Origin of the sequence: Flavobacterium sp. PS2, assembly GCF_046250155.1 — a bacterium.
GTDB lineage: Bacteria > Bacteroidota > Bacteroidia > Flavobacteriales > Flavobacteriaceae > Flavobacterium.
Genome location: NZ_CP176426.1, coordinates 4,972,371 through 4,988,891, shown reverse-complemented (window position 1 = coordinate 4,988,891; position 16,521 = coordinate 4,972,371). Strand labels below are relative to the sequence as shown.

General features: G+C 33.3%; 10 protein-coding genes. 9 read left to right on the top strand and 1 reads right to left on the bottom strand.

Annotated elements, in window-relative coordinates:
- The first annotated feature begins 11 nt into the window (after window positions 1-11).
- Together ACJ6WR_RS21595 and ACJ6WR_RS21590 are read left to right on the top strand one after the other, a co-directional pair.
- The gene (locus tag ACJ6WR_RS21595) at window positions 12-758 is read left to right on the top strand and encodes a succinate dehydrogenase/fumarate reductase iron-sulfur subunit (protein WP_039114368.1); all 747 of its coding nucleotides are present in this window, start codon (window positions 12-14) and stop codon (window positions 756-758) included.
- A 346-nt stretch (window positions 759-1,104) separates the two neighbouring features.
- Window positions 1,105-3,486, top strand: coding sequence for a mechanosensitive ion channel family protein (locus ACJ6WR_RS21590; RefSeq protein WP_409416455.1), 2,382 nt, complete (start codon window positions 1,105-1,107; stop codon window positions 3,484-3,486).
- Window positions 3,487-3,519: 33 nt separating this feature from the next.
- On the opposite strand, the gene ACJ6WR_RS21585 is transcribed toward ACJ6WR_RS21590, so the two are convergent.
- Window positions 3,520-4,386 (bottom strand): AraC family transcriptional regulator, encoded by an 867-nt coding sequence (locus ACJ6WR_RS21585; RefSeq protein ID WP_039114369.1) that lies wholly within the window; start codon window positions 4,384-4,386, stop codon window positions 3,520-3,522.
- Between the two features lie 163 nt (window positions 4,387-4,549).
- Between ACJ6WR_RS21585 and ACJ6WR_RS21580 the strand changes: the two genes are divergently transcribed.
- The 7 genes from ACJ6WR_RS21580 to ACJ6WR_RS21550 all read left to right on the top strand — a co-directional run bounded on the left by ACJ6WR_RS21580 (window position 4,550) and on the right by ACJ6WR_RS21550 (window position 16,277).
- The gene (locus tag ACJ6WR_RS21580; protein WP_039114372.1) at window positions 4,550-5,470 is read left to right on the top strand and encodes a dihydrodipicolinate synthase family protein; all 921 of its coding nucleotides are present in this window, start codon (window positions 4,550-4,552) and stop codon (window positions 5,468-5,470) included.
- A gap of 300 nt (window positions 5,471-5,770) precedes the next feature.
- Entirely contained in the window at window positions 5,771-7,354 is a 1,584-nt protein-coding gene (locus ACJ6WR_RS21575; RefSeq protein WP_039114375.1) for an aldehyde dehydrogenase (NADP(+)), read from the top strand.
- A gap of 3 nt (window positions 7,355-7,357) precedes the next feature.
- Entirely contained in the window at window positions 7,358-8,368 is a 1,011-nt protein-coding gene (locus ACJ6WR_RS21570; protein WP_039114377.1) for a 4-hydroxyproline epimerase, read from the top strand.
- A gap of 77 nt (window positions 8,369-8,445) precedes the next feature.
- Window positions 8,446-9,681 carry an NAD(P)/FAD-dependent oxidoreductase gene (locus ACJ6WR_RS21565; protein ID WP_039114378.1) on the top strand — a complete coding sequence of 412 codons (1,236 nt, stop codon included), beginning with the start codon at window positions 8,446-8,448 and terminating at the stop codon, window positions 9,679-9,681.
- Window positions 9,682-9,685: 4 nt separating this feature from the next.
- Window positions 9,686-10,981 (top strand): aminopeptidase P family protein, encoded by a 1,296-nt coding sequence (locus ACJ6WR_RS21560; protein ID WP_409416454.1) that lies wholly within the window; start codon window positions 9,686-9,688, stop codon window positions 10,979-10,981.
- A gap of 632 nt (window positions 10,982-11,613) precedes the next feature.
- Complete coding sequence (locus ACJ6WR_RS21555) at window positions 11,614-14,808, top strand: SusC/RagA family TonB-linked outer membrane protein (protein WP_409416453.1); 3,195 nt, start codon at window positions 11,614-11,616, stop codon at window positions 14,806-14,808.
- 11 nt (window positions 14,809-14,819) lie between these two features.
- Window positions 14,820-16,277, top strand: a complete 1,458-nt coding sequence (locus tag ACJ6WR_RS21550) for a SusD/RagB family nutrient-binding outer membrane lipoprotein (RefSeq protein WP_409416452.1) — start codon at window positions 14,820-14,822, stop codon at window positions 16,275-16,277.
- Window positions 16,278-16,521: the final 244 nt, after the last annotated feature.

Below are 16,521 nucleotides of genomic sequence, written 5' to 3'. Positions count from 1 at the left end.
AACTAAAAGAGATGAAATTATATCTAAAAATATGGCGCCAATTAAATGCCAATTCTAAAGGAGAAATGGTAGATTATGAAATAGATGGCGTAACCGAACATATGTCTTTCTTAGAAATGCTCGATCTTTTAAACGAATCACTTATCCAACTACGGGAACGCGTTATAGAATTTGACCATGATTGTAGAGAAGGTATTTGCGGACAATGCGGTGTTATGATTAATGGTAGAGCGCATGGCCCATTAAAACATACTACAACTTGCCAACTCCATATGCGAAGTTTTAAGGATGGCGACACTATATATATTGAACCATTTAGAGCAACGGCTTTTCCTGTAGTACGGGATTTAAAAATTGACCGAACCGCATTTGATTCTATTATAACTGCTGGTGGTTATATTGGAGCTTCAACCGGACAGGCGCCCGAAGCAAATAGTATTCCTATATCCTACGAAACCGTCGAAGCGTCCTTTGATGCAGCAGCTTGTATAGGTTGTGGTGCTTGTGTTGCGACTTGCAAGAATTCTAGTGCAGCATTATTTGTTGGCGCCAAAATAACTCACCTAGCATTACTCCCACAAGGAAAAATTGAAGCATCAAAAAGGGTTTTGACAATGGTAAACCAAATGGATTCTGAAGGTTTTGGAGCTTGTTCTAACACCGAAGCATGCGAAGTAGAATGTCCGCAAGGTATATCGGTACTTTCTATCGCAAAGATGAACTACGAGTATAATAAAGCATTGGTAATGAAGAAATAATCTTTCATATTGTTTGCCTATAAAACTATTTAAACTATATAAGTTTATAAACACTTCGCTTAAATAAACTTACATCACTTATATAATTAGCTTTTCTTAGATAACAGTTTTAAAGCCATTTAAGGGAATACTAAATCTTTAAACACGAATTGCACTAATTAACACGAATCTTAATGATTAAATTGGTTTGTGAAATTAATTCCACAAACCAATTAGTGAAAATTAGTGCAATTCGTGTTTCTTTTTTGTATCTATATCCAGAAAACTGGCAATAGTTTTTGACCCAAACAAAACTTAAAGTTTGGATTTTGTAAGCATATTTTTCTAAATTTGACGTCTTAAATACATGATTTATATTATGCGTCATAACAGAAATTTTATTTGTCTTTTATCCTTACTAACGATACTGTTCTTCTCACCGTTTGCTTACTCACAAGCCACAACAACGGCTACTCCAGATACTGCTAAAACACAAGGTAGTGGGAAATTATTTGAAGATTCGACCAAGACCGATAGTGACTATCTTATGGCTATCGAAAAAGCTGGAGAGGTTTTGCAATCTGCTTATAATGACGCAGTTTTTGAAGGAAGTACATTTCATCTGTTTACTGAAATAGATAGAACTCAAAATAAACTAGATCTTATTCTGGCTAATTTAAAAGGAGCTAATCCAAATGTACGAAATCAGCAAATGTATCGTATTGTATTAGAAGAAATTCGTCAGGAATTAGACGAACAAAATACTGCCATAAATTTACGCAACAAAAACCTTGATAAAATCAAAGGCCGATTTGCTGACTTACGCAAAGACAAAGCGCTAATTACACTATTAAAAGATACCATACTTCGCAAGCAATTTAAGAGCGAATTTTTAAATCTTAAAAAGACTTATTTAAGTACAGATAGCCTCATGAATCACAATCTAGAGGTTCTTAATACTAAAAACAGACTGACGGTACAAAGAAAAATAGCTGTTTCGAGTGCATTATTAACTGTAGAAAAAAAGCTTGAAAAATCTGGAATAAGTATTCTTGGCAGAGAATATCCTTTTATATGGAATACTAGCGATACGATTGCCAAAAAAGACATATCGCAAAATATTAAAGCAAAAGTAGCTATAGAGAATAGCGTGGTATCATACTATTTAAATTATAGTATCGGCGGACTAATCACTCTTACATTTTTTATGGGATTATTAGCTTGGTACATTTCTCGCAATCTTAAATACCTAAAAAATAACAATCATTTTGAGAACCTTACATTACTAAACTTTAAATACTTAAATAGTGGCATTATTATTCCTGTAATTGTAATTGGGCTTAATATTGCCATCGTAAGTAATTTATATGCTCCCGCCCTATTTATAGAATCATTACAGTTGATACTGCTTGTGGTACTTACTTTTCTATTTAAAAATCATTGGTCTAAGGAATCAATGCGAAACTTGTTTCTATTAGTAGGATTATTTTCTGCGCTTTGTTTCCTGGATTTATTTATCGGGGTTGGCTTGTTCCAACGTTGCGCTTTTATCCTAATTAATGTCTTCGGAATACGTTATGGATTAGTTCAGCTTAAGAGTATTAAGGATCAATTATACATAAAGGGATTCTTTAAATGGGCAAGTATAATATTCATAGGTTTAAATGGTTTGGCTATTGTTTTTAATATTTACGGTAGAGTTTCTCTCTCAAATATGTTAAGCCTTACTGCCTTTATTGCAATTACTCAAATTATTGCACTTAGCGTACTATTAAAAATAATTCTAGAAATAATTCTTTTACAAATATATACGACAAGAATCAAACGCGGAATCGAAACCATTTTTGATCATGAGAGTTTATCAGATAATCTAAAAAGACCTTTTATAATAATAATCAGTTATATGTGGTTGGTGGTGATTGCATCCAATTTAAACATTTGGGAATCGCTACGTGCATCATTTACATCACTATTAACCCACCCAAATACTATTGGTAGTATAACATTTACCTTGGGTAATATTGTTTTGTTTTTTATTATAATCTGGATGGCTCACCTTCTGCAAAAATACGTTGCTTACTTTTTTGGTGAAGTCGATGATGAGAATGAAGAAAATGTAAACAAACGCCAACATTCTAAATTATTAATAACACGTCTTGTGGTATTAATTGGAGGTTATTTATTGGCTGTAGCCGCATCAGGAATGCCGCTGGACAAACTAAGCATTTTATTGGGTGCTTTAGGAGTTGGTGTTGGACTTGGTTTGCAAAACATTGTAAGCAATTTTGTGTCGGGTATTATTTTAATTTTTGATAAACCAATACAAATTGGCGATGTAATCGAAATTAGTTCTCAATCTGGTCGCGTAAAAGCAATGGGACTTCGTACAACTAAAATTAATGCTCCAAATGGTGCTGAAATAATAATTCCAAATGGTAACTTATTATCTCAAAATATTACCAACTGGACTTATACTGATAACTTTAAACTAGTCGAAATTTCCTTTGATGTTGAAGGCGACATTGTTCCAGATGATATTAATTTAATTGTACTTGAAGCACTTGAAACTCAAACATTGATAAACAATTCCAGAACTCCACAAATTTATTATACCGCCATATCTGATGGTAATTATAAATTACTAGTGAAATTCTGGTGCAGTATTTATCGCACCGAAGAAACTATTAGTAGTGCACGCCAAGTATTGTTTAGTAATTTTAAAGCTAAAGGTTTAAAATTTTCAACATAAAAAACACTTAAAAAATGGATTTTAAAATCATAGCTATGCTTTTTCTTTCCATTTTAACATTTGAGATTTGCGGTATGCAAGGGGAGAAATTCCTTTTATTTCTTTAAATTTTCTATTGAAATTAGAAATATTATTAAACCCACATAATTCTGAAACTTCCAGTACAGATAACTCTTGTGATCTGGATAATAACTTCCCTGCCCGCTCAATCCGGATTTCTATCAGGAACTGAAAAAATGTCTTGTTGGTCCGGACTTTAAAGTATTTGCAAAAAGCATTTTTAGTCATATTTGATAATGCAGCGATTTCCTCCAGAGTAATATTCTTCTGAAAATTAGTCATAACGTACTCAAAAACCGTTTGCATTCGCTTTCCTTCATTATCTGTGATTTTCTTATCATATATATAACTAGAAAGTGGCGTTTTATTCTCTTGAGATAACTTCTTGGTTATTTCCAGAAAAAGAATAAAACGATCAAATTCATTTACCTTTTTTATTTTTTTAAATGCCTTAACAACTTTATTTGAAGGATTATTAACCACAAAACCATTCTTACTGTTTTCCCAAAATGGCTGAATGTCTTTTAAAGCAGGAAGCGTAAAAAAATCTTTCCCAAAAGAGTTAGTCGTAAAAAACAATGTTAGCATTACCGAAAGCTCGTTGGTATTATTTTCGCTTCTAAATACATGTGGTAAATTACTACCAATAACTACAACATCTCCTTTTTGATATGGAGAAATTGTGTCGCCTACAAAAATGGTTCCTTCGCCATTCTCGATATAGCTTATTTGTATTTCTTCGTGTTGGTGCAATTTATCATAAAAAACAAATTCTACGTCTTCTTGATAAATGAGCGAATCTTCTTTAGTTTTTGGAATCTTAAATGGAAATACTTTCATAACGGATTAATTATATTCTATAAATATAAAAAAATGTATACATATTAAGTAATAATTTTAAAAATTAGTATAAAATCGGATAATATAGTATCTTTTTGTGATAACTTACCTAATTACATATTTGCAGGTTATAAATATTTTTGAAAAAATTAAAATCGTAATTATGAGTATTCAATGGAAAGGCGTTATGCCAGCAGTTACAACAAAGTTTACTGCCGATGACAAGTTAGACTTCGACATGTTTGGAGTAAATGTAAGAGCTCAGCTCGAGGCAGGTGTTTCTGGGATTATCCTGGGAGGTACACTTGGAGAAGCAAGCACTTTATTAGAGGATGAAAAAAAAGAATTAATCAAAGAGACTATTAATATAGTTAACGGGCAAGTACCGGTGATTATGAATATAGCCGAGCAAACTACTCGGGCTGCGATTCAAGCTGCTAATAAAGCAGAAGAAAATGGTGCAAAAGGATTAATGTTATTACCTCCTATGCGTTACAATGCAGCAAGTCATGAAACAGTTACTTATTTCTCTGAAGTGGCAAAAAGCACTTCACTTCCTATCATGATTTACAACAATCCTATTGATTACAAAATTGATGTATCATTGGATATGTTTGAAGAAATTTTGAAATTTGATAATATTCAGGCAGTAAAAGAATCTACAAGAGATATATCTAATGTTACCCGAATTATAAACCGTTTTAAAGGTCGTTTAAAAGTATTATCTGGTGTTGATACATTAGCATTAGAAAGTATTTTTATGGGTTCTGACGGATGGGTTTCTGGTTTAGTAGATGCGTTTCCAGCTGAGACTGTCGCTATTTTTAAATTAGCAAAAGCTGGTAGAGCCGAAGAAGCATTGGCTATTTACAGATGGTTCTTGCCTTTGTTAGAACTAGACATTAACCCACTATTGGTACAAAATATAAAACTGGCAGAAGTTGCTACTGGTCTGGGAACAGAATTTGTTCGTGCACCAAGATTACCACTTCATGGAGCAGAAAGAGAAAGAGTTTTGGCAATCATTGCAGAAGCATTGCGCACTAGACCAACTCTTCCAGATTATAAATCCATAGTACTATAAAGCATACATTACCCGTTGAGGTAGATTATATTTTAACACGTAAAAACTTATTCGTTAAAATTGATTTGTAATTATATTATGTAAATGCAAATAAGTAAAACTTGTAGTACAATACGTCAAAATTATTTTTACAAAATCCTCCCCAACGGAGTTAACAATAATATTCTTTTTTAAGTTTAGTTAGATTTGTTTTTAGTTTGGTTTGTTTTTGAGCTGGTTATTAGAGTAGATAGCCAGCTCATAAAACATAATATTTTTTTTAACAAGTCTGGATTTAATTATAATCTTAATACATAAAAAATGATTACAGGAAAAAATTATATAGGAAGCAAGCTTAAAGCTGATGGAACAAAAACCTATAAAACAATAAACCCACAGTTAAACATAGAAAATCCCTGGACATTTACAGAAGCTACTCCAGAGGAAATTGATGAAGCTGTAGCATTAGCAAATGATGCTTTTAAAGTTTATAGAAATTGTCCAGCTCAAAAAAAGGCAGATTTTCTTAATGCAATTGCTGAAGAAATCCTTGCCCTTGGCGATGAATTATTAGAGGTATATTGTACAGAATCTGGTTTCCCAAAAGGCAGAGCCGAAGGAGAACGAGGTCGTACAATTTTTCAGTTACGCTCATTTGCAAATATGCTTGCTGAAGGAAGCTGGGTTGAAGCAACAATAGATACTGCAATTCCAGACAGACAGCCTTTACCAAAAGATGATTTACGTAAAATGTTAGTTCCATTAGGTCCAGTTGTTGTTTTTGGATCTAGTAACTTTCCGTTTGCATTTTCTACAGCAGGTGGCGATACAGCATCGGCATTGGCAGCAGGTTGTCCAGTAATTGTAAAGAGCCACTCTATGCATATAGGAACTGGCGAAATGGTAGCCTCGGCAGTTATAAAAGCAGCCAAAAAACACAATATGCCCGAAGGTATTTTCTCAAACCTAATTGGTAGTGGTGTAACACTTGGAGCAACTTTAGTAAAACATCCACTTGTAAAAGCGGTAGGGTTTACAGGAAGTATTAATGGTGGTAGAGCTTTATTTAATTTAGCATCGCAACGTCCGGAGCCTATCCCTGTATTTGCAGAAATGGGAAGTATTAACCCTGTGGTTATTTTGCCAGAGGCTTTAGAAAAAAATAGTAATAAATGGGCAACTGCCTATGCAAATTCTATTACCTTAGGAACAGGTCAGTTTTGTACTAATCCAGGATTACTATTAGGAATAAAAGGAGAAAAATTAAATCAATTTATGGAGCAATTAGCCGAAGAAATTGAAAAAATTGCGCCTTCATGTATGTTACATCCATCTATTAAAGACGACTTTAATAATGGCAGAGAAAAAATAAAATCTCAAAATGGAGTAAGTACTATTGCGGAATATAAAGGTGAAATATCTCCTAACTATGCACCACAAACTATACTTACAGTAAATGGTAAAACATTTCTGGAGAATGCTACATTAAGTCATGAAGTATTTGGTCCATTTTCTATTGTGGTACAATGCGAAAATGATGAGGAATTAGAAAGAATTATTAATAAATTAGACGGACAGTTAACAGGTACTATACTTGCAGAACCAAAAGAGATAGCTAATTCTAATACTATTATTGATGCTTTACAAAGCAGAGTTGGAAGATTAATTTTTAATGGCGTACCTACAGGAGTCGAAGTTTGTGCTTCGATGATTCATGGTGGTCCCTATCCTGCTTCATCGGATTCTAGATTTACAGCCGTAGGAATCCATGCCGTTAAACGTTGGGTACGACCATTTAGTTATCAAAATTGGCCAGACGAATTACTACCGAGCGCATTACAGAACCTAAACCCCTTAAAAATTACAAGAACCGTAAATGATATAATAACCAAGAAATCTATTTAGTTTATGCCAAGAAAAACTTTTTTTTGTGTCGATGCACATACTTGCGGTAACCCAGTGAGAGTGGTTGCCGGAGGCGGTCCAAATTTGGTTGGGAATAATATGAGCGAGAAACGCCAACATTTCCTGAAGGAATATGATTGGATTCGCAAAGGGCTAATGTTTGAACCACGAGGTCATGATATGATGAGCGGTAGCATACTTTACCCGCCAAGTAATCCTGAGAACGATTTTGGTATTTTATTTATCGAAACATCAGGTTGTTTGCCTATGTGTGGCCACGGAACTATCGGTACAATAACAATTGCTATCGAAGAAGGTTTGATTACGCCTAAAATTCCAGGGAAAATAAAAATGGAGGCTCCGGCAGGTTTGGTTCAGATTGAATACCAACAAACAGGCAAAAAAGTAGATTGGGTACGATTAACTAATGTAAAATCATACCTCGCTGCCGAAGGACTTACTGTAGATTGTCCTGAACTTGGCGAAATAGTTTTTGATGTTGCTTATGGCGGAAACTATTATGCAATCGTAGATCCTCAAGCCAATTTTTCGGGAGTACAAGATTTTACGGCAGGAAAAATTGTTCAATACAGTCAGGAAGTTCGCAAGCGCATCAACGAGAAATATCCTAACCTTTTCATTCACCCAGAAAATAGTACTATTCGCGATGTAAGCCATATGCTCTGGACAGGTGATCCTATTGATCCAACATCTTCAGGAAGAAATGCTGTTTTTTATGGAGATAAAGCCATTGATCGTTCTCCGTGCGGAACAGGAACTTCGGCTAGACTTGCTCAGCTTCATGGAAAAGGCAAATTAAAGAAAGGCGAAGATTTTATTCACGAAAGTTTTATTGGCAGCAAATTTATAGGAAGAGTTGAAGAAGAAACCACTATTGGAGATATTAAAGCCATCGTGCCAAGTATACAAGGATGGGCAAAAGTATATGGATATAACAATATAATCATTGATGAAGATGATGACCCTTATGCATTTGGTTTTCAGGTAATTTAACAAAAATATAATCCAAAATAAATCGTTGGTTTAGAGAGCATAATTCTTACCGATGATTTTTTAAATTTATAAGTATAATGAAAAAAGTAAGTATTATTGGTGGGGGAATAATCGGACTATGTTCAGCGTATTATTTAGCAAAAGAAGGATATCAAGTTGTTGTTTTCGATAAGTCGGATATGACAGATGGATGTTCCTACGGGAATGCAGGAATGATTGTTCCCTCGCATATTATTCCGTTGGCACAACCAGGAATGATTACACAAGGAATAAAATGGATGTTTGATAGTCAAAGTCCGTTTTATGTAAAACCTAGATTAAGCATGGATTTGGCAAATTGGGGATTACAATTCTACAAACATGCCAATAAGCAACATGTAGAAAAAGCAATGCCAGCACTTTGTAATTTATCTCTTTTTAGCAAAGAATTGTACCAGGATTTTATAAAAGAAAGCAATTCTTTCTTTTATGAAAAAAAGGGTCTTTTGATGCTTTATAAAACAGAGAAAACTGCCGAAGAAATAAATCATGAAGGAAAGTTAGCCGAATGTTTTGGTCTGGAAGTAGATTACCTTTCTAAAGACGGAGTAACAAAACTAGAAACAGGAACTAGTACTGATGTAATAGGTGGCGTACATTATAAAAGTGATGCGCATATCTATCCTCAAAAATTCATGCAATTTATAAAAGATGAATTAAGCCGACTGAATGTAAAAATCCATAACCGGACTACAGTAGAAGATTTTGTAATAAAAAACAATACTATAACCGAAATACTTACTGATATGGGACCTTTTATGACCGACGAAGTTGTTTTGGCGTGTGGATCATGGAGCCCAAAAATTGCAAAAAAGCTAAATCGGTCCATTTCAATATTACCAGGAAAAGGATATAGTTTTACTCTAAAAGATGTAAATATAAAACCTTCTATACCTGCCATTTTATGCGAAGGAAAAGTTGCTGTTACGCCTATGAACAATGATATCCGTTTTGGAGGTACAATGGAAATTACACATACAAACGATACCAAAATTAACAAAAACAGAGTTCAGGGAATTGTTAATAGCATTAATGAGTTTTACCCTGATTTAAAAATTGAAATGCCAAAAGAAGAAGAAACATGGTACGGATTTAGACCTTGTACTCCATCAGGAATGCCAATAATTGCAAGAGATAAAAGAATAAAAAACTTAACTTTGGCAACTGGACATGCCATGATGGGATTAAGCTTGGCACCAGCAACAGGTAAAATTGTTTCGGAAATTATTTCTGGAAAAAATACCTCTGTTAATACACAAATGTTTCAATTATAAAATTATGAGATACGAATCGATACCTTCTTCTTCATTTATCGAAAACAGAAAACGTTTTTCGACAAAAATGAATCCAAATAGCATTGCTATTTTAGTTTCTAATGATGTAATGCCTAATAATGCCGATGATGTTATGGGGTTTGCACAAAATAATGATTTGTTTTACTTAACAGGAATCGATCAGGATGAAACTATTTTGGTTCTTTTTCCAGATGCTTATAAAGAAGAAAATCGAGCTATTTTATTTGTAAAAGAAGTAAGTGAGCATACTAAACTTTGGGATGGTGATTTCTTAACCAAAGAAGAAGCAACAGCAATATCGGGTATAAAAAACGTAAAATGGATTCATGAATTTGAAAAATCTTTGCAGCTTTTTGCTTTTGAAGCTGATGCCTTTTATTTAGGACACAACGAGCATATAAAAAGAGTAACATCAGAAATGACTACTCGCCAAGACCGAATGATACAATGGTGTAAAGAGAAATACCCGTTGCATCAATACGATAGAGTTGCTAAGATAACTCGTGAATTACGACCAATAAAATCAGACGAAGAAGTTGCGCTAATAAAAAAAGCTGTAGCTATTAGTGTAAAAGGTTTTAAAGGACTTCTTAGCGCTGTTAAACCAAACATAAATGAGTTTGAACTAGAAGCAGAACTTATTTATGAAGTAATAAAAAATGGAGCTACACGTCATGCTTTCAAACCTATTATTGCGTCTGGAAAAAATGCCTGTGCCTTACATTACAATTCTAATGATGCGATATGCAAAGAGAATGATATGATTCTGGTAGATTTTGGTGTTTGTTATGCCAATTATAATTCAGACACTACAAGATGTGTTCCTGCAAACGGAGTATTTTCACCTCGTCAGCGAGAAGTATATTCATCAGTTTTACATTGCTTAAAAGAAGGTTCTAAGTTATTAAAACCTGGTATTAAACATAGTGATTACGAGAAGCAAATGGCTGGTTTAATTGAAATAGAATTAATTAAACTAGGATTAATTACCAATGAAGATATTGCCAATCAAAATCCAGATGCTCCTGCTTATAAAAAGTATTTTATGCACGGAACAGCACATCATTTAGGACTAGATGTTCATGATGTAGGATTGTATTCTCGTACTTTAGAAAAAGGAATGGTGCTTACCTGCGAGCCAGGAATTTATATATTAGAAGAAGGAATCGGTTGCCGATTAGAAAATGATTACCTACTTACGGCAGATGGAAACATCAATCTCTCGGAAGCATTACCAATAGAGATTGAAGATATAGAAACACTTATTAAAAATAAATAGTCTTATACCCTCCTTTAAGACTATTAGTTTAAACAGTTACAAGAGCAATTTTGTAGCTGTTTTTTTTGTCCTGCAAGGTCTTTTTTGGGATCTTGTAAGTAAGCTGTAAGGAACTTTAATCAAGGTTCCTTGCCCCTTTTTAACCATCGTGATAATGCGTGCGTTCCAACGGTTGAAACCGTGGGTTATGGTCTGTAACATCTTATTGTGTTTGGAATCCATATCGAGCTTTTAGTCTGCACCATATCATTTTAAGTTTCCTCATATTAAAAAGACAATATTATGTCTGTTTGCACAAAAAAAATCATAAAATCATGAAAGCAAGTTTCTTAAATTCCTGATTTTTAAATTTTACCAAAGACAAAATTTCAATCGAAAATTGGGCTTGTTCTATGCGATTTACCTTCGATTTATACCTCATCATTCTGGTAAATATTGTCCAATAATTTTTCTGATAAAAAACACCAAAACCTCTTTAGGTAAATAAATACTTTCAAATCTATAAAAACCCCAATATCTCAGATAAAATATACTCAAAACTAGATAACATAATCTGATTTTATGATAATATATTGGCATAAAAAAAGCTATAAATGCAAAATATTTGCACTTATTAATAATAAAACCAGTATATGAAATTCAAAATTAACTTTAGGAAAATTGCAATACTCTTTTTTGTATTTGCAACACAACTAATTCTTGCGCAAGAAAGATTAGTTACAGGAATTGTTACAGATGATGCAGGAATACCCTTACCAGGTGTTAGTGTATTAATTAAAGGATCTAAAACAGGCACACAAACAGATTTTGATGGAGCATATTCTATCAGCGCCTCGCCTACTCAGGTTCTTTTATTTAGCTATATTGGGATGAAAACCCAAGAATTACCTGCAACTACAACCAAAGTAAACCTTAAATTGACAGGCGGTTCAACTGTTCTTAACGAAATTGTTGTTACTGCATTAGGTGTAAAAAGAGAGAAAAAATCTCTTGGTTATGCTACACAGGAAGTAAAAGGTGAAGATTTAAATAAAATAAATAACGGTAACGTAGCAAACTCTATTTCAGGTAAAGTTGCCGGTGTTGATATTAGAAGAAATAATAACATTGGTGGATCTACAAATGTTATTATTCGTGGATCTTCTTCTTTAACTAATGATAACCAAGCATTATGGGTTGTAGATGGAGTTCCTTTGAACAATGACAACACAAATACTGATCAACAACAAAGTGGAGGAAATAAAGGAGGTTATGATTACGGAAATGCTGCCTCAGACATTAACCCGGATGATATCGAATCTATTAACGTTTTAAAAGGAGCTGCTGCATCTGCACTTTATGGTTCAAGAGCTGCTAATGGAGTTATTCTTGTAACACTAAAAAAAGGAAGTAAATCTAAAGGAGGGTTAGGTATTTCTTTTAATTCTGGTGTAACTATTGGATCTGTAGATAAAAAGACATTACCGCAATACCAAAATCAATATGGTAGTGGTTATGGTGATTTTTATGGTACTGTAGATCTAGGAAGTGGTACTCATCCTTATGCAGCAACAGACGATGCTTCTTGGGGACCTAAATTCGACCCTAGCTTATTGGTTTACAACTGGAACTCTTTCTACCCGGAATTACCTACTTATGGTATTGCAACTCCATGGGCTCCTGTAAAAAAGAATCCTAACGATTTTTACCAAAATAGTCTTACTTACACAAATAACATTGCTGTTGCAGCAGGAAATGATAGCGGTGATTTTAGATTTGGTTACACAAATTACAACCAAGTACAAGGTGTTTTACCAAACAGTAACAACAGAAAAGATAACTTCAATTTCTCAGGAAGTTATAAAATTAGTGATAAAACCAAAGTATCTGCTTCTGCAAATTACCTAAAATCATATGCTAAAGGAATGAATGAAACCGGATATGGTGATGGTGGAAATAACTACTTAAGCAGTGTAAGACAATGGTATAATATGAGTGCTGATTTTCAGGATTTAGAAGATGCTTATAACATAACTGGAAGAAACACAACTTGGAGTGTTGGTGGGCCAACAGACTTAAAAATTCAATTTCATGATAACCCATATTTTCAACGTTATAACAATTACAACTCATTAAACAGAGATCGTTTCTTTGGTAATTTTGCTTTAAGCACTGATGTAACAAGTTGGTTAAATGTTGTTGGAAAAGGATCTGTAGATTTTTACCAACAATTACAAGAAGAGCGCATTGCTGTAGGTTCAAAAAGAACTCCAAATACATTAGGACAATACTCAAGATTTGACAAAACATTCCGTGAGATCAATTTAGATTTAATCTTAAATTTTAAAACGAATATCACAGAAAAAATCAAATTTTACGGATTAGTTGGAGCAAACTCAAGACGTTCTTCAAATGGTAATACTTATGTAGAAACTAATGGTGGTTTAATTGTACCTGGTAAATACATGTTGAGTAATACAGTAAATCCAATTAATTATCCAAATGAGTTCTTAGAAACTATAGGTACAAATAGTGTCTATGCTAATGCAACTTTCAACTTTGATGAAACATACTTCATAGAAGGTTCATACAGGGTAGATCAATCATCTACATTACCTAAAGAAAACAACACGTATACTTATCCTTCTCTTACAGGAACTTACATCTTTAGCAATCACCTTAAAACTGATTGGTTATCATTTGGTAAACTACGTTTAAATTACGCAGAAACTGGAAATGATGCTGAATTTGCAGTAATTCAATCTACATATCCTAAGAATAGTAATTTTGGACCAAATGGAATACGTTTTTCTACTGAAAACAACAAAGCTAATAGTAACCTAAAAAGTGAACTTACTAAAGGTACTGAAGCTGGTATTGAACTTAAATTCTTAAAAAACAGAATAGGTTTAGATTTTTCTTATTACAGAACTAACACGACTAATCAGATTTTATCAATCGAGACACCAGTACAAACTGGTTATTCCAGAGCTTGGATAAATGGAGGTGATGTACAAAATAAAGGTTTTGAACTTTCATTGAATGTTATACCATTTAAAACCCAAAATTTCTCTTGGGAGGCAAGAATCAACTGGTCATCTAATAGAAATGAAGTAATTAGTCTTGATGGTGCCGATAGAATGTCTATTGGATCATTTCAAGGTGTAGGATATATTGCAGAAGTAGGAAAACCAATTGGGCAACTTATCGGAACTGGATTTAAATATTTAGATGGACAAAGAGTTGTGAAACCAAACGGAAGATATGAAACTGTAGCTGGTGCAACAATTGGTGATGTAAATCCTGAATGGACTGGAGGATTTAATAACGTTATTACTTATAAAAACCTCACATTCAACTTCTTGATAGATGTAAAAAAAGGTGGTGATGTATATTCTTTAGACCAACAATATGGTAATACAACAGGTATATACCAAAGTACTGTAGGAAATAACCATTTAGGAAATCCTGTAAGAAATTCTATTGCAGATGGTGGAGGAATTATTCTTGGTGGTGTAAAAGCTGATGGTTCACCTAATACTACAGTTGTCTTAGCTGATTATGATACTTACAACACAATGCCACAGGAAGCATACGTTTATGATGCTTCTTATGTAAAATTACGTGAAGTTGGTTTAAGCTATAGATTTCCATCAAAATACCTAAAGAATACATTTATTAACAGTCTTGTTTTTGCTGTAAATGGCAGCAACCTATGGATCATAAGTAAAAATCTTCCTTATGCTGATCCAGAAGCTGGAATGTCATCTGGAAACTTACAAGGTTTTCAAACTGGTGTATTGCCAACATCAAAAGAGTATAACTTTAATATGAAAGTTCAATTCTAAAAAATATAAAAATGAAAAAATTAAATATAATATTCTTTGCAAGTGCACTATTGCTTTCGGCAATTTCTTGTGACGATATCGATAGCCTAAACGAGAATACTAAAGCATATACTACTGCATTACCTAGTACTTTAATGACTAGCTCTCAAGTAAATTATTCTTATTTCCTGACTAATGCATCTGTAAATGATAACAACTTTAGAGGTTATGCTCAACATTGGACTACATCTACCTATACTGATGAGGTAAATTACAATCAAACCAAAAGAAATTTAGGAAACTCTCATAATGTAGTACTTTATAGAGATGTTTTACAAGATTTTGTAATGGCTAAAAACAAAACAAACGATGAAGTAGCTTTAGGACCAATAGAAGTGGCTGTTAAAAAGAATAAAATAGCAGTTTTAGAGATTCAAATTATAATGACTTACCAAACATTGGTAGATCTTTTTGGAGACATCGTTTACACGCAAGCTTTAAATATAGAAAGTTTTCCAAATCCTAGATATGATGATGCTAAAACTGTTTATTTAGATTTAGCTGCCAGACTAGATATCGCAATTGCTAATCTAGATGATGCTTACGGTAGTTTTGGAAACGCAGATCTTATTTATAAAGGAAATGTTGGTAAATGGAAAAAATTAGCCAATAGCGTTAAACTAAAAATGGGAATGCACCTTGCAGATGTTGATCCAGCTAAAGCTAAGACTATGGTCGAAAGTGCATTTACATCAGGTGTGATAATGAATAATGCTGAAAATGCTTTATTCCAATACTATTCAACTACAATAGATGAAAATCCATTGTATAATAGTTTGGTAAATGAAAGCCAAATTATGCCTACTGAATTTTTTGTAAATGAGTTAAATGGAAAATCCGATCCTAGAAGAGATATCTTTTTTGACCCAGCTTCAAAAATTGCAGGCGAATACAAAGGAGCGCCTTATGCACAACAAGTTTCTTATAAAAACTTCTCTAATGTAGGTTTAAAATTAAAAGAAAAAACAAATCCTGGTGTAATTTTCGACCATACAGAAACAAGTTTCTTACTTGCCGATGCAGCTAGCAGAGGATTTAATGTAGGTGGTACTGCTGCTGATTATTACGAAGAAGGAATTCGTTCTAGTATGAAATACTGGGGAGTTTCTACTGCAGATGCTGATACTTATTTAGCAAGAACCGATGTTGCTTTTGCAACAGCTTTCGGAACTGATAAACAAAAAATTGCTTACCAACTTTGGATTGCTTACTACAACCGTGGTTTTGAAGCATGGACAGAATACAGAAGATTAGACTTCCCTATTCTTATCGCTCCAATAACTGCTGTTAGTGAAGCTGAAGGAAAAGTTCCAGTAAGAAACATATACTCCCTTTTTGATTCAACATTAAACAGAGATAACTATAATGCAGCAGCGACTGCGATTGGTGGCGACAAAATGACCACAAAATTATTCTGGGATAAATTTTAATTTTGAGTTAGTAACATATTAAGTAATTCCATGAATTGAAACAGGCACCTAACAGTGCCTGTTTTTTTTATGTCAAATTTTATGGGTTTATTATTAAGCTTGGATACAAACATTTCAAAATATAGAAACATAGACTTTACAAACTCTAAAAAAGACGTTTCACTTATTTAAAATCCACATAGGAAACAGCTATGTCAAAAAAATATTTATCATTTTATATTCTTTTTTAGGTATAAAGTCTATA